Annotated in this window: 17 protein-coding genes and 1 tRNA gene; 9 read left to right on the forward strand and 9 right to left on the reverse strand. The window is 62.3% G+C overall.

The window, feature by feature from the left end; genetic code table 11:
- The first annotated feature begins 76 nt into the window (after positions 1-76).
- From QMO82_RS19615 to QMO82_RS19625, 3 genes are all read left to right on the forward strand, one after another.
- A tRNA-Val gene (locus QMO82_RS19615) sits at positions 77-151 on the forward strand.
- Between the two features lie 598 nt (positions 152-749).
- Positions 750-1793 carry a porin gene (locus QMO82_RS19620; RefSeq protein WP_183609514.1) on the forward strand — a complete coding sequence of 348 codons (1044 nt, stop codon included), beginning with the start codon at positions 750-752 and terminating at the stop codon, positions 1791-1793.
- Positions 1794-2268: 475 nt separating this feature from the next.
- Complete coding sequence (locus tag QMO82_RS19625; RefSeq protein WP_246718383.1) at positions 2269-2763, forward strand: hypothetical protein; 495 nt, start codon at positions 2269-2271, stop codon at positions 2761-2763.
- Positions 2764-2773: 10 nt separating this feature from the next.
- On the opposite strand, the gene QMO82_RS19630 is transcribed toward QMO82_RS19625, so the two are convergent.
- Positions 2774-3496 (reverse strand): hypothetical protein, encoded by a 723-nt coding sequence (locus tag QMO82_RS19630; protein ID WP_183609512.1) that lies wholly within the window; start codon positions 3494-3496, stop codon positions 2774-2776.
- 244 nt (positions 3497-3740) lie between these two features.
- On the opposite strand from QMO82_RS19630, the gene QMO82_RS19635 reads away from it, so the two are divergent.
- A complete protein-coding gene (locus QMO82_RS19635) occupies positions 3741-4253 on the forward strand; it encodes an MgtC/SapB family protein (RefSeq protein WP_183609511.1) in 513 nt (170 codons plus the stop codon).
- A gap of 52 nt (positions 4254-4305) precedes the next feature.
- On the opposite strand, the gene QMO82_RS19640 is transcribed toward QMO82_RS19635, so the two are convergent.
- On the reverse strand, positions 4306-4485 hold the full coding sequence (locus tag QMO82_RS19640) for a hypothetical protein (RefSeq protein WP_183609510.1): 180 nt from the start codon (positions 4483-4485) through the stop codon (positions 4306-4308).
- 58 nt (positions 4486-4543) lie between these two features.
- A complete protein-coding gene (locus QMO82_RS19645) occupies positions 4544-4774 on the reverse strand; it encodes a hypothetical protein (RefSeq protein ID WP_097618241.1) in 231 nt (76 codons plus the stop codon).
- Between the two features lie 354 nt (positions 4775-5128).
- On the opposite strand from QMO82_RS19645, the gene QMO82_RS19650 reads away from it, so the two are divergent.
- The gene (locus tag QMO82_RS19650; protein ID WP_183609509.1) at positions 5129-6217 is read left to right on the forward strand and encodes a DUF475 domain-containing protein; all 1089 of its coding nucleotides are present in this window, start codon (positions 5129-5131) and stop codon (positions 6215-6217) included.
- Positions 6218-6318: 101 nt separating this feature from the next.
- Here the strand turns inward: QMO82_RS19650 and QMO82_RS19655 are convergent, their stop codons facing one another.
- The 6 genes from QMO82_RS19655 to QMO82_RS19680 form a co-directional block, all read right to left on the reverse strand.
- Positions 6319-6489 carry a hypothetical protein gene (locus tag QMO82_RS19655; RefSeq protein WP_183609508.1) on the reverse strand — a complete coding sequence of 57 codons (171 nt, stop codon included), beginning with the start codon at positions 6487-6489 and terminating at the stop codon, positions 6319-6321.
- A gap of 151 nt (positions 6490-6640) precedes the next feature.
- Positions 6641-8158 (reverse strand): tripartite tricarboxylate transporter permease, encoded by a 1518-nt coding sequence (locus QMO82_RS19660; RefSeq protein ID WP_183609507.1) that lies wholly within the window; start codon positions 8156-8158, stop codon positions 6641-6643.
- An 88-nt stretch (positions 8159-8246) separates the two neighbouring features.
- Positions 8247-8738, reverse strand: coding sequence for a tripartite tricarboxylate transporter TctB family protein (locus QMO82_RS19665; protein ID WP_183609506.1), 492 nt, complete (start codon positions 8736-8738; stop codon positions 8247-8249).
- A complete protein-coding gene (locus QMO82_RS19670) occupies positions 8735-9679 on the reverse strand; it encodes a tripartite tricarboxylate transporter substrate binding protein (protein ID WP_183609505.1) in 945 nt (314 codons plus the stop codon). Before QMO82_RS19670 ends, QMO82_RS19665 begins: the two co-directional genes overlap by 4 nt.
- Before the next feature lie 282 nt (positions 9680-9961).
- A complete protein-coding gene (locus QMO82_RS19675) occupies positions 9962-11008 on the reverse strand; it encodes an ABC transporter substrate-binding protein (RefSeq protein ID WP_183609504.1) in 1047 nt (348 codons plus the stop codon).
- 330 nt (positions 11009-11338) lie between these two features.
- Positions 11339-12208, reverse strand: a complete 870-nt coding sequence (locus QMO82_RS19680) for an ornithine carbamoyltransferase (protein WP_183609503.1) — start codon at positions 12206-12208, stop codon at positions 11339-11341.
- Positions 12209-12624: 416 nt separating this feature from the next.
- Between QMO82_RS19680 and QMO82_RS19685 the strand changes: the two genes are divergently transcribed.
- The 4 genes from QMO82_RS19685 (at position 12625) to QMO82_RS19700 (ending at position 20070) form a co-directional block, all read left to right on the forward strand.
- Positions 12625-14493, forward strand: a complete 1869-nt coding sequence (locus QMO82_RS19685; RefSeq protein WP_183609502.1) for an adenylate/guanylate cyclase domain-containing protein — start codon at positions 12625-12627, stop codon at positions 14491-14493.
- Positions 14494-14589: 96 nt separating this feature from the next.
- Positions 14590-15267, forward strand: coding sequence for a response regulator transcription factor (locus QMO82_RS19690; RefSeq protein ID WP_003542898.1), 678 nt, complete (start codon positions 14590-14592; stop codon positions 15265-15267).
- Positions 15264-16646 (forward strand): sensor histidine kinase, encoded by a 1383-nt coding sequence (locus tag QMO82_RS19695; RefSeq protein ID WP_183609501.1) that lies wholly within the window; start codon positions 15264-15266, stop codon positions 16644-16646. Before QMO82_RS19690 ends, QMO82_RS19695 begins: the two co-directional genes overlap by 4 nt.
- A gap of 97 nt (positions 16647-16743) precedes the next feature.
- Positions 16744-20070: a DUF2126 domain-containing protein gene (locus QMO82_RS19700; RefSeq protein ID WP_183609500.1), complete on the forward strand. Its 3327-nt coding sequence runs from the start codon at positions 16744-16746 to the stop codon at positions 20068-20070.
- Positions 20071-20120 lie beyond the last annotated feature (50 nt).

A 20120-nucleotide genomic window follows, 5' to 3' on the forward strand; every position in this document is an offset into this window, starting at 1 on the left:
GGGCGGCATGTCACAAAACTGAAAAAAGCCTATTGACGGCTCCAAAGGTTTTGTGATCTATGCGCCGCCATCGGATGGGCGTGTAGCTCAGCGGGAGAGCACTACGTTGACATCGTAGGGGTCACAGGTTCAATCCCTGTCACGCCCACCATCCGATCCCCCTGGCATCGTTGATAAATCCCCGACTTGGGGTTTTCGTTTGCCGAGATGGGCACGCGCCGCGATATTCGCGGTTGGCGTAGCGATCCTCTGGGACGATTTCAAAAATCCGGGATCAAACACCTAGCGAGGCGATTGCTGTTCCCGTTTGAGCGTGTCGCCATCGGTCAGATCCGTTGCGTTGCTCCGATCGGTCAGCATGTCCGGGCAACCTGGTTGCCTCGCCCTCTCCGACTCGTGCAGATGGCAGCTACGGCGTGTTTGCATATGAGGACGCACTCATTCGAGCGTCAATTGCATCCCTCCTGCTAAGCGCTCAGCCCCTCGTTGCACACCCATTCGGAAGCGCGGTTTTGTGACGAACAGATGACGGGTTTATGACAAAACGCGTGTTATTTCAGCAACATAGCTGCGCCAGCCTGCTGTCATGGTCGAGATCATTATTGCGGCGCAACATCCCCTGTGTAAGTTCCGCGGCGAGGCAGGCACCGAGCCAAAAAGGTGCCGCTTCGGTCACACGGGTTGAAGATCGTAGGGACTGCCGATGGCAACGGTCTTCATCCTCTTGCATCTGAACTGGAGGTTATTCCATGAACATCAAGAGCCTTCTTCTCGGCTCCGCTGCTGCTCTCGCAGCAGTATCCGGCGCCCAGGCTGCTGACGCTATCGTTGCTGCCGAGCCGGAACCGGTTGAATACGTCCGCGTCTGCGACGCCTACGGCACCGGCTACTTCTACATCCCGGGCACCGAAACCTGCCTCAAGATCAACGGTTACATCCGTTTCCAGGTTGACGTTGCTCCGAACGCCAGCTCGATCGGCGCTGCCGGCGGCGGTTCTGTCGCCAACGACTCGGATTGGGACGCACGTACGCGCGGCCAGGTTCAGTTCACCGCCAAGAGCGACACCGAGTACGGTCCGCTGACCGGCGTCATCGTCATGCAGTTCAATGCTGACAACGCTACGGCTCAAAAGGCCCAGCTCGACTCGGCTTACATCGACATCGCCGGCTTCCGCGCTGGTCTGTTCTACAGCTGGTGGGACGACGGCCTCTCCGGCGAAACCGACGATATCGGTTCTCCGGTCACGCTGCATAACTCGCTGCGTTATCAGTACGAAACCGACGCCTTCTACGCCGGCATCAGCGTTGACGAGCTGGAAGACAGCCCGTTCTTCAATGGCGAAACCGCCAACAACGTCGGCGTTGCCGTCGGCCTCGGCGGCAAGGCTGGTGCATTCAGCTACCAGATCACTGCCGGTTACGACACCGACAACGAAGAAGGCGCCGTCCGTGCTATGGGTACGGTTGCTGTTGGTCCGGGCACGCTCGGCCTCGCAGTTGTCTACGCCAGCAACCCGAACGCCTACTACAACAAGGCTGAATGGGCGATTGCTGCTGAATACGCCATCAAGGCGACCGACAAGCTGAAGATCACCCCGGCTGTTCAGTACTACGACAACTTCGGCATCACTGCCGGCGAGTTCAACGATGACGTCAACGCCTGGAAGGCCGGCGTGACGATCGACTACCAGATCGTTGACAACTTCTCCGCAAAGGTTTCGGTTCAGTACCTCGATCCGGACAATGCGACAGACGTAACCTCGGGCTACTTCCGCCTGCAGCGCTCGTTCTAATAAGAGGCTGCCGGCAATCAAATACCACAGCGCCCTTTGCGCATCTGAAAAGACGCGCGGCGCCGTGGGCCGGCGGCCACAAACTCCTGATCTGACTTGACCTCCGATCGGGAAAGAATGGGCCTGGACTTCCCTGCCTGGGCCCATTCCCCTTGACCAGAAGTGCGTCGAACCCGGAACTACGTTCAAGACGGCAGGCGCTCGATGAGCGCCTGCCGCCGTCATGTCACATCGGTTCGTTGTCGATGTCGGCATCCCAAGCCATCCGGGCCTTGTATCCAGTCAGTTCAAAAAACCTTCCGCTCATTCGCCACCGATCGCCGATCCGGCCGTCGACGAAATCGTGATGCCGTCGATAACAGAGCCAAATTCGGACACAGAACCATGCCATGGCGAACCGAGGCTGAGGCACTGATTCGCTTCGCCAGAATATGGCGCCAGGACGTGGCGTCACGACATGGGGTTTGAGATCGAAATGAAATTATCCGCGCTTGTTGCCGCCGCAATTTTTTCCACCGCCCTCGCCTTGCCGGCCTCGGCAGCGCCGGCTGCTCCTGCCGAGACATTCCCCGGCGCGCCGGGCGTCATTACGCTTTCCGGCAAATGCGCCAAGCTTGTTGTCGCCAAGTTCGACGCCACCAAGGGCTGCAAGAACGAGCTTGCCAGCGTCACGCTGGCCAACGGCCTGGTCACCTTCATCTTCACCTCGGATGGCAAGGCGCTCGGCTTCCAGGGCGATGGCAGCGGCATCAAGCCCGCTTCCAACGGCAATGCCCGCCTGCCGCTCAGCCTCGTCACCACGGGTGTCGGCAACAAGATGACCGGGGAGGTCAAGGTCGCCGGCTTCTGCACCTTCGGCAATCCCTATTCCGGCAAGCCGATCGCGATCGAATGCACGGCCGAAAGCAAGGATTCCTCCTTTACCGGCAGCTTCCGCACCGGCGGCAAGCTGGTGAAAAAGGGCAAATAGCCACCGTCCCTCAGGCGCACCAGGCGCCGCCGGCAGCCCCCGGTTTGCGTGCCAGCCCCTCATTGATCAGCTGCGCGCCGAAAGAGCGCCCGTCACGCGAGACGACGCGCGGTGCGCCCGAGGGATCGGTCTTACCCGCCGCATTCATGGTGAAGGGGCCGGCGTTCAGAAGCCCGAGCAGACGCGACTTGGCGGCAAAGGCGACCCGGCGCTCGCCGTCACAGCGCGCCTGGTCGACGACAGGGCTTGCCATATCGGCGATGACGATCTTCTCGCCTTTGTACCAGAAGACGCCGCCGTCGCCGACGCAATTGATATGCGCACCCTGTCCGCAATAGCCGAAGGCCGCCGTCCCCGTTTCCGCAACGCCTGAAGAGGCCGGAACGACCGCCTTGACCGGCTGGATGGCCGGTGTCGGGATCGTCGCCGGTGGCAATATCTGCGACTGTGGCACCGGCGGCGCGGCTTTCGGCGTGGGTGTGGCCAGCGCCACCTGCTTCGGCGGCACATCCTTCCTGACCGGAGGTTTCGGCTCCGCCGTTTCCTCCATGACCGGCACCGATTGCCTTGCAAGCATCGGCTGGATCTTCTTCCAGTTGTCGTGGGCAACGATGCCGCCGATTGCGGCAATGCCGATCACCGCCCAGGGCAATAATCCACCACCGCTGCTGCGGGCTTTGCTCTTTCCTCTCGCCGGCGCCTTGCGGCGGCCGCGTGTCGCTGTCTTGGCCATCTGTCCGATTCCCGTGAGGCCGCAATTATCGCCGCCCAATCCTTTCTGAAAGGTTGGCGCCGCAGCAGGATGATGCTTGATCGCCGATCTTTGGTTCGATGACATGCAATCGCCGGGGCTGCGTCGAAAAAGTCGCGCAACGCTGGAGCGCAACGACCGACCCGCTTGAGTGAAAAAAGCTGAACAAATTCCGCGCCCATACGTTAGCCAGCGAAAAATTCCGTATGTTCCAGGGGGAAAATCCATGGATCTGATCATCACCGACCTGGTACCGGCGTCGCGTATCCACTATCCGGTCATCTTCGCCCGCCTGCTCGGCGCTATCGTCTTCGGCGGGCTGATCGGCTTCGAGCGTGAGGCCCGCGACCGCCCGGCAGGCTTCCGGACCCATATCCTGATCAGTCTTGCCGCGGCCCTCTTCGCCATCATTTCGATCGAGGCCGTGCACATGCCGGGTTTTTCCGATGACGAGCAGGTGCGCATCGATCCCCTGCGCGTCATCGAAGCCGTAACCGCCGGCGTCGCCTTCCTTGCTGCCGGCATGATCGTCTTTGCAAGAGGCCGGGTGCACGGGCTGACGACGGGGGCCGGCATGTGGCTTTCCGGCGCGATCGGCCTCGCCATGGGCTTCGGTTATTGGCCGATCGCCTTCTTCACGACGCTGGCGGCCATCTGCGTGCTCTTCGCCTTCGGTAAGCTCGAACAACGGTTCGGCTACAATTCCGGACAGCGTGTCGATCGGGACAAAGGCCAATAAAACGGCGCCCGGCATCGTGCCGGGCGCCCCTATCGGCGTTAATCTCTGTTGCTCACTCGGAGCGTGCGACCGAAGGATCGTTTCTTCCAGCCGCTGCCGTGCCGTCCATGGACGCGGCAAGCGGTTTCTGGCGTTTGCCGATATTGATGCGCTCGTCCGCCGCCTCGCGGACCGCCTGCCATTCATTTTCGTGCCGGATGAAAATCTCGCGGGGCACAAAGTTGATCGTCATATGTTTCTCACCCTTCAAATTTAGCGTCGGCGCGTCAAAGAGGCTTCCCGAATGCTGGTCATTTCTTGGTCTCTGTATTGCCTTTGATGTCGGGACCACCCTTGGAAAGATCTGCACCGCTAACGTGGGCCGGCACGTGAATGTCGTGATAGACGCCGGGCGTCAGCGTCAGGTCGACATGATGCGGCGGCAGCACCTGCGCCTTCTGCATGCGGTTCGGCTTTGCCCGCTTCATGCGGTCGGACGCCTCCGTGCGTTTGTCGGGAATATGGGTCGAAGTGTGCATCATCGGCCTCCTTTTTTAAGCTCAACCAGAGCCTAACGGGCAGGCACCGGGATGGTTCCCAAAAAAATCACCTGATCTCGAAGGGCGGCCGGCCTTGACTGGCTGGGGAAGTTCATTACCTAGGGCCTATCCCGCAGCCTTCCAGACATCGGCTGACGGGGAACTTTGGTGCCGGGCCCCTCTGGCGAGAGTTTTTAACGGCGCTCTCGTGATGTCGGTACCGCCTGCAGCTTAGCCGGCGGATTTTTCATCGATGAACAAGCTCACCATGCCTGACCCGCATGCCCGTGGTGGCGTGCCGCGTCTTTCCGATATAACCACCCTCGTCAACACGATTTGCGGCCGCGAGGTGCGGCCATGAACCAGCCCGCGACCCCATCCTCGCTCAGCTATTTCCGCTGGGCCTTCATCGTCACTGCCCTCGGCCTCGTTGTTGGCGCCGTGCTCGGTTGGCAGACCACAGGCACGATCGGCGGCATGGCGACCGTCTTCTTCATCTGCACCGTGCTTGCGGTGCTGGAGATTTCGCTGTCCTTCGACAATGCCATCGTCAATGCCAACAAGCTGAAGGAGATGACGCCGGTCTGGCAGAAGCGCTTCCTCACCTGGGGCATCATCATCGCCGTCTTCGGCATGCGCATCGTCTTCCCGCTGGCGATCGTCGCCATCGCGGCACAGATCGGCCCCTGGGATGCTCTGGTGCTTGCCGCCCGCGAGCCGGCCGAATATGCCCGCATCATGAACGATGCGCATCTGCCGATCGCAGCCTTCGGCGGCACCTTCCTGATGATGGTCGGCCTCAACTACTTCTTCGACCACAAGAAGGAAATCCACTGGCTTCCGGGCCTGGAAAGGGTGATGGCGCGTTCGGCCACCATCAAGGGCATCGAGATCGCCTTCGTGCTGGCGCTGATGCTGGTTTTCTCCTGGCTGATCGGCGGTGAGGAAGCCACCGTCTTCGTCCATTGCGCCATCTACGGCCTGCTCACCTTCCTCGCGGTCGAAGTGGTCGGCGGACTGCTCGATGCCTCGCAAAAGACGATGAGCGCTGCCGCCAAGGGCGGTCTCGGCGCCTTCATCTATCTCGAGGTGCTGGATGCCAGCTTCTCCTTCGACGGCGTCATCGGCGCCTTTGCGCTGACACAGAACCTCTTCGTCATCGCCATCGGCCTCGGCATCGGCGCCATGTATGTGCGCTCGATGACGATCATGCTGGTGGAAAAGGGAACGCTTGCCGAATACCGCTATCTCGAGCATGGCGCCTTCTACGCCATCCTGATCCTCTCGGTGATCATGTATGCGCAGACCCTGGTGCACATCCCCGAGGTGATCACCGGCCTCGGCGGGGCGGCGCTGATCGGCTTGTCGCTCTGGTCGTCCATCCGCCACAACAAGCGTGAGCGGGTGGAAGATCAAGCCGCCGGACAGGAAGAGCTTCACGCCTGATTTTACGGGCCGCGGTGCTCGGCACTACGGCACCCTTTCAGAAAAATAAAGCCCGCGACCATCCGGTTGCGGGCTAATTCATTCATGCATGGCTGGAAGGTCTAGCGGATGACCTGACCGAAGGAGACCGGATCGATGCCGAGTTCCTTAAGGTCGCGGGCACGCGGACGGCGGCCGGCTTCGACGGCGGCGCTGACGGCATTTGCGGCGCCGAGCGCAGCAAATGCGCGGCCAAGGAAACCGGTATGGATTGAACTGCGGGTAGCGGACATTGTCTTCTTCTCTCACTCTATGATTGACCATTCATAGGTGGGCACCCGAGCGCGCCGCAACAATGCACGTAAAATCACCGCAGCCATGCAAAAAGAAGAGGCCGGCGCATGTCTCCATGGCCGGCCGCGAGGCAGGGGTAAGGTCGTCTTTTTAGTCTTCGTTTGCCGCCAGCTGCGACAGCACCTGGCCGCGGCCGCGCAGCCGCAGGATCAGCGGGATGAGGAAGGCCGCCGCCGCAACGATGAGCAGACCCGCCGCGATCGGCGACATGACAAGCATCGTCACATCGCCCTGGCTGATCGCCAGCGCCCGGCGCAGCTGCTGCTCGGCAAGCGGCCCGAGGATCAGGCCGACGACGGTGGGAGCGATCGGATAGCCGAAGAGCCGCATCACATAGCCGAGCAAGCCAAAGGTGAGCAACATGCCGAGCTCGAACACCGATGGATTGGCACCGATCGTTCCAAGCGTCGCAAACAGCAGGATGCCCGCATAGAGCCATGGCTTGGGAATGGTCAGCAACCGCACCCAGAGCCCGATCATCGGCAGGTTCAGCACCAACAGCATCGCATTGGCGATGAGCAGGCTGGCGATCAGTCCCCAGACGAGCTGCGGATTGGTGGCAAACAGCAGCGGCCCCGGCTGCAAGCCGTATTGCTGGAAGCCGGCCAGCATGATCGCCGCCGTCGCCGTCGTCGGCAGGCCAAGTGTCAGAAGCGGCACCAGCGTGCCGGCGGCCGACGCGTTGTTCGCTGCCTCGGGACCGGCCACGCCTTCGATCGCGCCATGGCCGAATTCCTCCGGATTCTTCGCCAGCCGCTTTTCGGTCGCATAGGAGAGGAAGGTGCCGATTTCGGCGCCGCCCGCCGGCATCGCGCCGATCGGGAAACCGATCAGCGTGCCGCGCAGCCAGGGCTTCCACGAGCGCGCCCAGTCCTCAGCGGTCATCCAGAGCGAACCCTTGACCGCCTCGACCTTCTCGGCGATCCGGTTGCCCTGCGCGGCGATATAAAGCGTCTCGCCGATCGCAAACATCGCCACGGCAAGCGTCGTCACCTCGACACCGTCGAGCAGGTCGGGAATGCCGAAGGACAGCCGCGCCTGCCCGGTCTGCTGGTCGATGCCGACCATGGCGAGCGCAAAACCGATAAACAGCGAGGTCAGCCCTCTCAATGCCGAATCGCCGAAGGCCGAGGAGACGGTGACGAAGGCAAGCACCATCAGCGCGAAATATTCGCGCGGCCCGAAGACCAGCGCCAGCTTGACGATATAGGGCGCGATGAAGGCAAGCCCGAGCGTGGCGATCAAGCCGGCGACGAAGGAGCCGATCGCCGCTGTCGCCAGCGCCGGTCCGCCACGCCCGGCGCGCGCCATCTTGTTGCCCTCGAGCGCGGTGACGATCGAGGCGCTTTCACCCGGCGTGTTGAGCAGGATCGAGGTCGTCGAACCGCCATACATGCCGCCGTAATAGATGCCGGCGAACATGATCAGCGAACCGCCGGGATCGAGCTTGTAGGTGACCGGCAACAGCAGCGCCACGGTGAGTGCCGGGCCGATGCCGGGAAGCACGCCGACGGCGGTGCCGAGCGTCACGCCGACCAGCGCATAAACCAGGTTCATCGGCTGCATCGCAACCAGGATACCCTGCCATAGGAATTCGAATGTGCTCATCTTGGTGTCCCAAGCGGCGTTCCCGACCATCCGATTTCGGGGTCAGGCGCCGCGCAAAATCAAAAGAGCTGACAGCGCGTCCGCGCGGTCAGAAGAACAGATGTTCGAGCGGGCCGGCGGGCAGCGTCAGTTGCAGCAGCTGCGAGAAGATTGCCCAGACGGCGAAGCTGAAGACGATGCCAAGCGGCAGCGAGATCCAGAGCTTGCGTTTGCCGAAGCCGCGTGCCGTCAGCGCGAAGAGGATGCCGGTCGCGATCGAGAAGCCGGCGACGCGCAAAAGCAGCATCTGGCCGGCAAGACCGGCGACGATCCAGATGACGGGTGCGACTTCCTGGCGGTCACGTTCCGGAAAATCGCCGCGCCAGGCTTCGAAGGCGGTCCAGATCCCGAGACAGAAGAGGCCGAACGCCACCACTTGCGGCACGGTCGCCGGACCGATGCGGTCGTACTGCGCAATGGTTTTCAGATGCAGGGCATCCCAGGCCATCACGCCGGCGACGACGAAGAGGAAAACGGCAATGATGAACGCCGCCCAATCAGGGCGGCGCTCGGTTGCCGAGGAGGTGTTATCCTCGCTCATTGAACAAGTCCGATATCTTTGAGAATGCCTTCAGTGGCGGAGACATCCTTCTCGAGCTGCGCCTTGAAGGCGTCGCCGGACAGATAGGTGTCGGCCCAGCCCTTGGTCTTCAAGGTTTCCTGCCAGGTGGCGGAGCTATGCAGCTTCTCGAAATCGGCGGTGACGCTTGCCACCTGCTCGGCCGACAGGCCGGGCGCAGCGGCAACCATGCGCCAGTTCTGGATGGTGACGTCGGTGCCGGCTTCCTTCAGCGTCGGGGCATCGACGCCGTCGATACGCTTGTCGCTCGATACGGCGAGAAGACGGAGCGTGCCGGATTTCACCTGCGATTCGAACTCGCTGTAGCTCGAGACGCCTGCTGTGACCTGGCCGCCGAGAATGGCGGCGAGCGCCTCACCGCCGCCGGAGAAGGCGACATAGTTGATCTTCGTCGGATCGACGCCGGAGGCCTTGGCGATCAGGCCGACCGTGATGTGGTCGGTACCGCCGGCCGAACCGCCGCCCCAGGAAACCGAACCCGGATCCTTCTTCAGCGCCGCGACCAGATCGGCCATGGTCTTGATCTCGGAAGAAGCGGGAACGACGACGGCTTCATATTCGCCGGTCAGGCGGGCGATCGGCGTAACGTCCTTGAGCGTCACCGGCGATTTGTTGGTGAGAATTGCGCCGACCATGACATAGCCGCCGACGATCAGCGAGTTCGGATTGCCGGCAGCCTGGCTGCTGAACTGTGCAAGGCCGATGGTGCCGCCGGCGCCCGGAACGTTCTGGACCTGCACGTTGCCGGAGATTTTCTCCTGCTGCAATGCGGTCTGCAGCGAACGGGCCGTCTGGTCCCAGCCGCCGCCCGGAGCGGCAGGCGCGATGATGGTGTAGTCGGCCGCATAGGCCGGCAGCGCGATGGTCGCGGCAAGAAGGGTTGCGATGAATGTATGCTTCACGATGTGTCCTCCGTGGGCGGCTGAGCAAACCGCCTGTTATTCTCCAGGGAATCGGGAGGAATGGCTGATCAGCGGACACAAATGTCCTGAATGACGAGCGGAATACCTCCCAAAGCTTCAGCTCTCCGCCTCCACGGAGAAGAAGTAGCCAAAGCGACCACAACAAGCTGTCATTTAGCTGACATCGGCGAGATATCCAGAAGCACAGGACACTTTTTTGCCGTAATTGGCGGGTGGCGGTCCAATTTCCGGTTTAAAGTAAACGGTTGCAAGCTGACATCTTCACTGCGCCCGCAGGACCTCGTTCCAGTGCGCAATCAGCCGTGCCCGTTTAACCTGGTCGAGATAGACCATCAGCCCGGGGCTGACCGGCACCGGCCGAAGTTGGGCGCCGAGCAGTTCCTGCAGCGTATTGGCGGTATTTTCCCCCGCCACCTCGGGACTGACGGCCGGGATCTGCAGCTCGCGCGCCATGATCGTCTGCCCTTCCCTCGACATGAAGAAGGCGAGATAACGCCGCCCGAGTTCCGGCTCGGCGGCCGCCTGCGGCACCAGGCCGATCCGCGACATCACCACCGTATAATCCTTCGGCAGCACGATGCCGACATCCGGATAGCGTGAGGCCCAGTCGGCCGCATAGGAGCCGAGAATATTGTAGCCGAGCACGAAGCGCCCGTCGGCAACACGCTCGAGGATCGCCGAACTCGTCGAATAGAGCTTGACGCCGGCAGCCCCCATCGCCCCGATCACCGACCAGATGTCGCCGAATTGCTCCTGGTCACGCGCCATGAACAGAAAGCCGACCCCGGAGCGCTCGATATCGTAGGTGCTGATCCGGCCATAAACCGCATTGCCCTTGCGTTTCAGATAGTCGACGAATTCCGCCCGCGAACGCGGCACCGGCTCATGCGCAAAGCTCGGCTTGTGATAGACGAACACCGCCGGCTCGAAGGTCAGCGCATAGGCGGTGTTGCGCCAGTTCGCCCATTTCGGCCATGCCGCACTCATCGGCAGATTGCTGACCTGCGCATACCCATCGTTGGACAGCTTCACCTGCAGATCCATCGCCGAGGAAAAGGCGAAATCCGCCGTCTTGTTGCCGGCATCCGTCTCCTTGACGATCCGGTCGTAGATATCGCCAGTCAGCATGTCTTCGTATTTGACCGCAACGTCGGGATTGGCCTCCTGGAAACCCCGGATCATCGGCTGCGCCAACGGTTCGTCAAGCGAGGAATAAACCGTCAGCACCGCCGCATCGGCATTGCCCGACTTTGCCGGATAAAAGGTCTGATCGGCGAGCGCAAAGCCCGGCCAGAACGCCAGCAGCAAGATGAAAACTCTCCTCATGTCGCAACAATGCCTGAGCATGCCGGGAGGAGCAACCGGATCTAGAGCCTTTCCGGGTTAGATTGCGGCATTCTGCCGGAGCAGGTTTTCGTCAGGGCAGAGGCGATTGGCGAAGGGCATACCCCCAGGTACGTCCGAGCCGATCGCCTTTGATCCTGGCGGAAAGATGCCCGGCCCTTCGGGTTGGCTGAAACGGGCCGCCTGCTCGACCGGCCGGCTTGGCCGTAGAGCTGGGCTACGACACGCGCCGGCCGGTCGACCATCCGACTCCGTTTGAGCCAACAGAATGCTGCAATCTAACCCGGAAAGGCTCTAGGCAATGACCCACTCCATCAGCGCATTTTGCGCATGGAGCAGAAAGGCCTTGGCGGCGCGGCTTTGGCAGCACGGATGCTCCATCGCTTCGGCCGTCACCTCCTCGCCGCGCCTGACCGGCGGGCATGGCAGGAAGATCGCATCCTCCGACAAACGATCGAGCACATCGGCGCCGATCCGGTAGCTGGCAAGCGCCTCCGAGGCGGCATCGCCCGGCCATGAATCGGTGATGACGATGTCGGCATCCAGTAACTCGCCCATATCGGTGCTCACGCGAAAACGCCTGTTGCGCAGCGCGGCATCACTGATATGCCAGCGTTCGGGAAAGACTTGCACCACCTCGATCGGCAATGCGATCGACGCTTCGACCCAGGAGCGCAGGATATTTGCGTCCGCCGCCACGCCAACGACCTTCAACCTGTCGATCGAGCCCCGCCGGCTGTTGATATAGGCAAGGTCGCCGAGCGTCTCGCAAGGGTGGTTGGAGCGTGTGCGCGCATTGATGACAGGCACCGGCGAGGCTGCCGCCACTGCCTTCAATGTCGCAAGCTCTTTCGTGCGGATCACCAGCATGTCGAACCAGTTGCCGAGATAACCCGCAAGATCACCGGTCTCCTCCCTGACATTGAAGCCGATCGGCACATGCGCGCAGATACCGCCCATCGCCTGGATGCCGAGATCGAAGGCGCTCGTATTGCGCCAGCCACCATCGTCGGCAATCAGCGCGACGCGTTTGCCCGCAAGGCTCTGCGGCATGGCGCGCTCAGCCCAGGCTTTGGCAAGCTCGCCGGCACGCGCGACAATCGATCGAAGCCCGGCCTCCGAAATATCGTGAAACTCCAGAAAATTGCGGGCCGAACCGGTCATCCAAAATCTCCATGGCGCATGAACGTCGCCACAATAACCGGCGCCGGCCTGACAGCAACCGCGAATCACCTCCATACGGTGCTGCATATCCCTCACGATCGTCTTCCAAGCGATGCATTGGGTCCGGTTCACGCCCCAACCGATCGACAGCTACTTCTCTAATGCCGATCTTGAAGCATCTCCCGAAGAAATATCCCTTCTCTTTCTCCGATTAGAATCGTCCTTTCATCACAAAGGATTAGCGCTGAAGGCCATCCTTCACCCATTCAGAGTATTGATGAAGATCGGCGACGATATATGGTCGCGCTGCCGTGTCAAAACGTCGAATCCTCCAGAATTTCTATTCAGGGGGCGACTCTACGCGACAAAAACTCTATAAAAAGCTGGACTAAACTGGGAAGATCCTGGGAGGGGTCATGGAACGACGACTGAGCGCTATTCTTGCTGCGGATGTCGTCGGCTACAGCCGACTGATGGGCATCGATGAGTCAGGCACGCTGCAGGCTCTGAACCGCCATCGCTGCGAGCTGGTCGACATTCGTATCTCGGATTACAAGGGCCGGATCGTCAAACTCACCGGCGACGGCATACTTGCCGAATTCCAGAGTGTGGTGAACGCGGTCGCCTGCGCCGCCGAAATCCAGCGCAGCATGGCGGCCCGCAACGAGAGCGTGCCCAAGGACGAGCGCGTCGAATTCCGCATCGGCATCAATCTCGGCGACGTCGTGGTCGAGAATGGCGACATATTCGGCGATGGTGTCAATCTCGCCGCCAGACTCGAGCGTATCGCAGCGCCCGGCGGCATCGCCGTGTCCGCCTCGGTGCGCGATCAGGTCGGCTCGCGCCTCAATCTCGGCTTCGAATTCATCGGCGAACATACGTTGAAGAACATCCGGCAGCCGGTACAGGTCTATACCGTCACCCTGGCGCCGCCCTCCTCAGCCAGGTTGGTCGCACAGAACCGCAATACCTGCTTCATCGCGGTGCTGCCCTTCACCAATATGAGCGGCGATGCCGACCAGGATTATTTCTCCGACGGCATTACCGAAGACATCATCACCGATCTCTCCAAGATCTCCAGCCTGCACGTTGTGCCGCGCAACACCATCTTCACCTATAAGGGCATATCGGTGAAGGTGAAACGGCTCGCCCAGGAACTTGGTGTGCGCTACGTGCTCGAGGGAAGTGTGCGCATCTTCGGCAATCGCGTGCGCATTTCCGGCCAGCTGATCGACACCGCCAACGGCGACCATCTCTGGGCCGAGCGCTACGACCGCGACCTCACGGACATCTTCGCCATCCAGGACGAGATCACCCATGCGATCGTCGGCCAGTTGAAGGTGCGTCTGCTGCCGGAAGAAAAGAAGGCGATCGCCACTGAGCCGACCGCCAATGTCGAGGCCTATACCTATTATCTCCGGGGCCGCCAGCTCTCCCACACCTGGACAAAATCCTATCTGCAGCTCGCCAGGCGCATGTTCTGCAAGGCGGTGGAGCTCGATCCGGATTATGCCCGCGCCTATGCCGGTATTGCAGATTGCGACGCGGCGATCCGCGATTGGGCCCCTGACGACGTGCCGCTGCGGCGCATCCTCGACATGAGCGCCCGCGCGCTCGCGCTTGATCCCGACCTTCCCGAGGCCCACGCCTCTCATGGTCTCGCCCTGCATCAGAGCGGCTTTGACGACAGGGCGGCGGCGGCCTTCGAACGTGCCTTGGCGCTCGACCCGAACCTCTTCGAGGCGAATTTCCATTATGCCCGGTTCTTCTTCATGCACGGCAACTTTGCCGAATCGGTTCAATATTTCACCCGCGCCGCCGAGATCCGCCCCGACGATTACGTCTCGCCGATCCATCTGATGTCTGCCTATCGCTCGCTCGGCCGTCTGCTGGATACGGAAAACTGGGCGCGCCTCGGCCTGCTGCGCGCCGAACGCGCGCTGAACCTCAATCCGGAAAATTCCGGCCCCGCCCATCGCGGCGCGCTGGCGCTTGCCCATATGGGCGATGTGACGAGAGCACGCCATTGGGCCGCCCGTGCGATCGCCATCGATCCCGACGACATCGTCGCGCAGTATAATCTCGCCTGTGTCTATTCCGTCCTCGGCGATGTCGATGAGGCGATCGATCTCTTGCAGAAGCTGCTGCCGAACAGCTCCGTCTACCATATCAAATGGTTCAATAACGATTCCGATCTCGACAATATCCGCGACGATCCCCGCTTCCAGCAACTCCTCACCGCCGCAATGACGCAGCGTGAACGGGTCGAAAGGACCGGCAGCTAAAGCGCCTTTTCACGGCGCCGTTCACCCATTCCGGAAAATCGCTGTGACATCAGATCGGCACCTCTGTAAGCTCGCTGAAAAACAGGGGAACCATCCGTGCGTATTCTGCTCACCGAAGACAATATCGCGCTGGCCGACGGCCTGTCGGCGATCTTGCGCGGTACGGGCCATGCCGTCGATGTCGTCCATGACGGCGCATCCGCCAATGCGGTCATCGCCGCGGAAAATTTCGATCTTGTCATTCTCGACCTCAACCTGCCCGAGATGGACGGGCTCGACGTACTGCGCGCCATGCGCGCCCGGCAGAACCAGGCAGCCGTCCTCATCCTGACGGCACGCGGCACGCCGGAAGAACGGGTGAAAGGTCTCGATCTCGGCGCCGACGATTATCTGATCAAACCCTTCGACATCGCCGAATTCGAGGCCCGCGTGCGCGTGCTTCTGCGCCGCCAGGCCGGGCTGCGTTCGGCGACCGTCGGCTTCGGCGGCATCTCCTTCGACCTCAACTCCCGCACCTTTTCATCAGGCGCGACACCCCTCGATATTCCCGCCCGCGAGCTTGGGTTGCTCGAAATCCTGTTCATGCGGGCCGGCAAGGTCGTCGCCAAGGAAGCGATCATCCAGTCGCTGACGGCCTTCGACGACGACATTTCAGCCAATGCCATCGAGCAATATGTCAGCCGCCTGAGGAAACGCCTCTCGCCGCACGGCCTGACGGTCAAGACCGCCCGCGGCATCGGCTATTATCTCGACAAGCTGCCCGAGGCCTCATGAAAGCCGCCTATTCCCTCAGGCGCCGGCTGCTCTTCTGGCTGCTCGTCTCCACCGCCGTGATCGGCACGCTGGCGCTCGCAGACACCTATCGCGAGGCCGTCCAGACCTCGAACATCGTCTCCGACCGCGTGCTTGCCGGCTCCGCGCTGGCGATCGCCGAACGCGTCGTCGTCGCCGAGGACGGCACTTTGCAGGTCGACATTCCCTATGTCGCGCTTGAAATGCTGACCTCGGCCGCCCAGGACCGCGTCTTCTACCGCGTCGACGGGCCGCCGGGCCAATTCATCACCGGCTACCAGTCGCTGCCGGTCCTGAAAAAGACGCCCCCCAATGCCGCCGCCTTCGCCGACGACACCTTCCGCGGCGAGCCGATCCGCGTCGCCACCCTCGAACGCTCCGCCTCGACAGGCATCCGCTCCGTGCCCTTCGTGGTGACAGTCGCCGAAACCACCATCGCCCGCCGCCAGCTGGCGCGGGCGATCCTCATTCGCTCGGCGCTGCGTCTCGCCTTCATGATCGCGGGTGCGGCCGTCATCGTCTGGATCTCGGTCACGGTCGCTCTGCGCCCGCTCTATAAGCTCGGCGACGCCATCGGCGAACGCAGCCCCGATGACCTGCATCCGATCGAAGAGATCGTGCCGAGCGAGGTCGAGCCGCTTGTGGATACAGTGAATTCCTTCATGGTCCGCCTGCAATCGGCGCTCGATGCGCTGCGCCATTTCACCGGCAATGCCAGCCATCAGCTGCGCACGCCGCTGGCGATCATCCGCACCCAGCTTGCCCTCTCCGCCCGCGCCGGCTCGCTTGACGAGGCGCAGGCGGCAGCGCTGAAGGGCGACCAGGCCGTGGCGCATGCCGAGCGCATCCTCGCCCAGCTGCTGCTGATGGCAAAGATCGACGCTGCCACCGCCAAGGAAGCGCTGACCGCGTCTGCCATCGATCTCACCGCCATCGCCCAGGAAATCACCGGTGAGCAGATCCCGACGGCTGCCGTCGCCGGCATTGATCTCGGCTTCGAGGGCGAGAGCCCGGCGATGATCCGCGCCGAGCCGCTGCTGATCGGCGAAATGCTGCGCAACCTTGCCGGAAATGCCATCGCCTATGCCGGCGAGGGGGCCGAGGTCACCGTCCGCATCATCGCAGCATCAGAGACGATCCGCCTCGAAGTCGAGGACAACGGCCCCGGCATACCACGCAACAAGCTGGAGGCGGTGCGGGGGCGTTTTTCGCGCGGCAACGAAACAGGTGCGCCCGGCGCCGGCCTCGGCCTGCCGATCGTCGAAGAAATCGCCAATCTGTTCAATGCCGACCTGACGCTGGAGCCGGGGCCGAACGGCAAGGGCCTGAAGGCGGCCGTCACTTTCGCCAAGTCGGCGTAAAAGCTTCAACCCTCCTTGCTTTCTCTCGCTGCATTGCACACACTGATTTTGGGAACAGCAAGCCGCACGACGATGCGCGCCGGATAAAAAGAGAAATATGTCGATCAAAGCCAGCATCTATCATCTGACCCACTACACTTATGACAAGCCGGTCCGCCTCGGTCCCCAGATCATCCGGCTGAAACCGGCCTCGCATTCGAAGACACGGGTGCTCAGCCACTCGCTGAAGGTCACGCCCTCCAACCATTTCGTCAACCTGCAGCAAGACCCTTACGGCAATTACCTCGCCCGCTACGTCTTTCCGGATCCGGTGACGGAGTTCAAGATCGAAGTCGATCTCGTCGCCGACATGACGGTCTATAATCCCTTCGACTTCTTCGTCGAGGAAGAGGCGACCAAGTGGCCGTTCGGATACCCTGAAACGATCCAGGAGGATCTGTCGATCTACATGACGCCGGAGCCGGCCGGTCCGCGCTTGAAGGCGCTGCTTCCGACGCTCGACTGGTCGCCCGGCCAGCCGACGGTCGATATGGTCGTCGGCCTCAATGCCCGCCTGCAGCGGCAGATCGGCTACGTCATCCGCCTGGAAACCGGCGTGCAGACACCGGAGGAAACCCTGGAAAGCGCCAAGGGCTCCTGCCGCGACACCAGCTGGCTGCTCGTCCAGATCCTTCGTCATCTCGGCCTGGCCGCCCGCTTCGTCTCCGGCTATCTCATCCAGCTGACGCCTGATCTGAAGGCGCTCGACGGCCCCTCCGGCACCGAAGTCGATTTCACCGACCTGCATGCCTGGGCGGAGGTCTATCTGCCCGGCGCCGGCTGGGTCGGCCTCGATCCGACCTCGGGCCTCTTGACCGGCGAAAGCCATATCCCGCTGGCCGCCACGCCGCATTACCGCAACGCCGCGCCGATCTCCGGCGGCTATTTCGGCGAGGCCGAAACCGAATTCGCCTTCGACATGAAGGTCTCGCGCGTCGCCGAACATCCGCGCATCACCAAGCCCTTCTCCGATGAAAGTTGGGACGAACTCAACGAACTCGGCGAGAAGGTCGATCGCGTCCTCGAAGCCGAGGACGTGCATCTGACGATGGGCGGCGAGCCGACCTTCGTTTCGATCGACGATTTCCAGTCCGAGGAATGGAACACCGCCGCCGTCGGCCCGACCAAGCGCGAAAAGGCAGACAGCCTGATCCGCCGGCTGCAGGAACGCTTCGCCCCCGGCGGCTTCCTGCATTACGGCCAGGGCAAATGGTATCCGGGTGAAAGCCTGCCGCGCTGGACCTTCTCGCTCTACTGGCGCCGCGACGGCAAACCCATCTGGCAGAACCTTGATCTGGTGGCCGCCGAAGGCAAGGATACCGGCGTTGCGGCCGAGGATGCCGAGAAGCTCCTGACGGCGATCGCAAAAGAGCTGGCAATCAAGCCTGAGATGGTGCAGCCGGCCTATGAGGATACTGCCGACTGGATCATCAAAGAGGGCAATCTTCCCGAAAACGTCGATCCGTCGAATTCGAAACTGAAGGATCCCGAGGAACGCAACCGCATCGCCCGCGTTTTCGATCGCGGTCTCACCGTCCCCACGGGTTACATCCTTCCGGTCCAGGCATGGAACGCCAAGGCGGCTGAAGCCCGGGTCTGGGTCAGCGAGAAATGGCGCACCCGCCGCGGCAAGATCTTCCTCGTTCCGGGTGACAGCCCGATCGGTTACCGCCTGCCGCTCGGCACGCTGCCCTATGTCCCCCCGGCACGTTACCCCTATATCCACCCCGCCGATCCGACCATCCCGCGTCAACCGCTGCCCGATGTCTTCGTACCGGCCGGCCGCGCCATGCCGGAAGCCTCCTTCCACGCCGACGAGAACCATCGCGGCCGAATCGAACAGACGCTCGGCGACATCGGCGGCGCCGTGCGCACCGCCATGTCGGTCGAGCCGCGCGACGGCAGGCTCTGCGTCTTCATGCCGCCGGTCGAGCGCATCGAGGATTATCTCGAGCTGATCGCCGCCGCCGAAAACGCCGCCGCCGAGCTCAAGCTTGCCGTCCACATCGAAGGTTACCCGCCGCCGCAGGACGAACGCATCAACGTCATCCGCGTCGCCCCGGATCCCGGCGTCATCGAGGTCAACATCCATCCGGCCTCGAACTGGAAGGAATGCGTCGACATCACCACGGCGATCTACGAGGAGGCGCGCGCCACCCGGCTCGGGGCCGACAAATTCATGATCGACGGCCGCCACACCGGCACCGGCGGCGGCAACCATGTCGTCGTCGGCAGCGCCAATCCGAACAACAGCCCCTTCCTGCGCCGTCCCGATCTCCTGAAGAGCACCGTCCTCCACTGGCAGCGCCACCCCTCGCTCTCCTACCTCTTCTCCGGCATGTTCATCGGCCCGACCAGCCAGGCGCCGCGCATCGACGAGGCTCGTCACGACAGCTTGTACGAGCTGGAGATCGCCATGGCGCAGATCGCTGCCCCCGGCCGCGGCCAGCAACCGCTGCCCTGGCTCGTCGACCGCCTGTTCCGCAATCTGTTGACCGATGTCACCGGCAATACCCACCGCGCCGAGATCTGCATCGACAAGCTGTTCTCGCCCGACGGCCCGACCGGACGGCTCGGTCTGATCGAGTTTCGCGGCTTCGAAATGCCGCCGAACGCGCGGATGTCGCTTGCCCAGCAATTGCTGGTGCGTGCGCTGATTGCCCGCTTCTGGATCAACCCGGTCGACGGCAAATTCGTCCGCTGGGGCACGACCCTGCACGACCGTTTCATGCTGCCGCATTTCGTCTGGGCCGATTTCCTCGACGTGCTTGCCGACCTCCGCGAAAGCGGCTTCGATCTCAGCCCGGAATGGTTCAAGGCCCAGCTCGAATTCCGCTTCCCCTTCTGCGGCGAGGTCGAATACGAGGGCTCGAAGCTCGAATTGCGCCAGGCGCTGGAGCCTTGGCATGTCATGGGCGAGGAAGGCGCGCCGGGCGGCACGGTGCGCTACGTCGACAGCTCCGTCGAGCGCCTTCAGGTCCGGCTCGAAACCAGCAATACGGCGCGCTACACCGTCACCTGCAATGGCCGCATGCTGCCGCTGACGCCGACCGGCACGTCGGGTGTGTCGGTCGCCGGCGTCCGTTACAAGGCATGGCAGCCGGCCTCCGGCCTGCATCCCGTCCTGCCGATCAACACACCTTTGACTTTTGACATTTATGATACATGGTCGAAGCGTTCGATCGGCGGCTGCATCTATCATGTTGCCCATCCGGGCGGCCGGACCTATGACACCTTCCCGGTCAACGGCAACGAGGCGGAAGCAAGGCGGCTCGCCCGCTTCGAGCCGTGGGGACATACGGCAGGCGGGTATATCCCGCGCGCCGAAACGGGTTCGCTTGAATTCCCGCTGACGCTGGATCTGCGGCGGCCCGCCGGAATTTAAGGCCTCGGGTGAGGCTGAGGTTAAGGCCGGGGGTTTAAGGCTTGGGTTTT

This window comes from Rhizobium sp. BT04 (assembly GCF_030053135.1).
In the GTDB taxonomy this organism is placed as follows: domain Bacteria; phylum Pseudomonadota; class Alphaproteobacteria; order Rhizobiales; family Rhizobiaceae; genus Rhizobium; species Rhizobium binxianense.

Excerpts from the sequence above, each read along its gene's own strand:
- QMO82_RS19620 (WP_183609514.1), top strand. The coding sequence starts at position 750 with ATGAACATCAAGAGCCTTCTTCTCGGCTCCGCTGCTGCTCTCGCAGCA.
- QMO82_RS19700 (WP_183609500.1), top strand. The coding sequence starts at position 16,744 with ATGTCGATCAAAGCCAGCATCTATCATCTGACCCACTACACTTATGAC.
- QMO82_RS19655 (WP_183609508.1), bottom strand. The coding sequence starts at position 6,489 with ATGTCCGCTACCCGCAGTTCAATCCATACCGGTTTCCTTGGCCGCGCA.
- QMO82_RS19695 (WP_183609501.1), top strand. The coding sequence starts at position 15,264 with ATGAAAGCCGCCTATTCCCTCAGGCGCCGGCTGCTCTTCTGGCTGCTC.
- QMO82_RS19650 (WP_183609509.1), top strand. The coding sequence starts at position 5,129 with ATGAACCAGCCCGCGACCCCATCCTCGCTCAGCTATTTCCGCTGGGCC.
- QMO82_RS19640 (WP_183609510.1), bottom strand. The coding sequence starts at position 4,485 with ATGACGATCAACTTTGTGCCCCGCGAGATTTTCATCCGGCACGAAAAT.
- QMO82_RS19630 (WP_183609512.1), bottom strand. The coding sequence starts at position 3,496 with ATGGCCAAGACAGCGACACGCGGCCGCCGCAAGGCGCCGGCGAGAGGA.
- QMO82_RS19645 (WP_097618241.1), bottom strand. The coding sequence starts at position 4,774 with ATGATGCACACTTCGACCCATATTCCCGACAAACGCACGGAGGCGTCC.
- QMO82_RS19660 (WP_183609507.1), bottom strand. The coding sequence starts at position 8,158 with ATGAGCACATTCGAATTCCTATGGCAGGGTATCCTGGTTGCGATGCAG.
- QMO82_RS19625 (WP_246718383.1), top strand. The coding sequence starts at position 2,269 with ATGAAATTATCCGCGCTTGTTGCCGCCGCAATTTTTTCCACCGCCCTC.
- QMO82_RS19680 (WP_183609503.1), bottom strand. The coding sequence starts at position 12,208 with ATGACCGGTTCGGCCCGCAATTTTCTGGAGTTTCACGATATTTCGGAG.
- QMO82_RS19635 (WP_183609511.1), top strand. The coding sequence starts at position 3,741 with ATGGATCTGATCATCACCGACCTGGTACCGGCGTCGCGTATCCACTAT.
- QMO82_RS19665 (WP_183609506.1), bottom strand. The coding sequence starts at position 8,738 with ATGAGCGAGGATAACACCTCCTCGGCAACCGAGCGCCGCCCTGATTGG.
- QMO82_RS19685 (WP_183609502.1), top strand. The coding sequence starts at position 12,625 with ATGGAACGACGACTGAGCGCTATTCTTGCTGCGGATGTCGTCGGCTAC.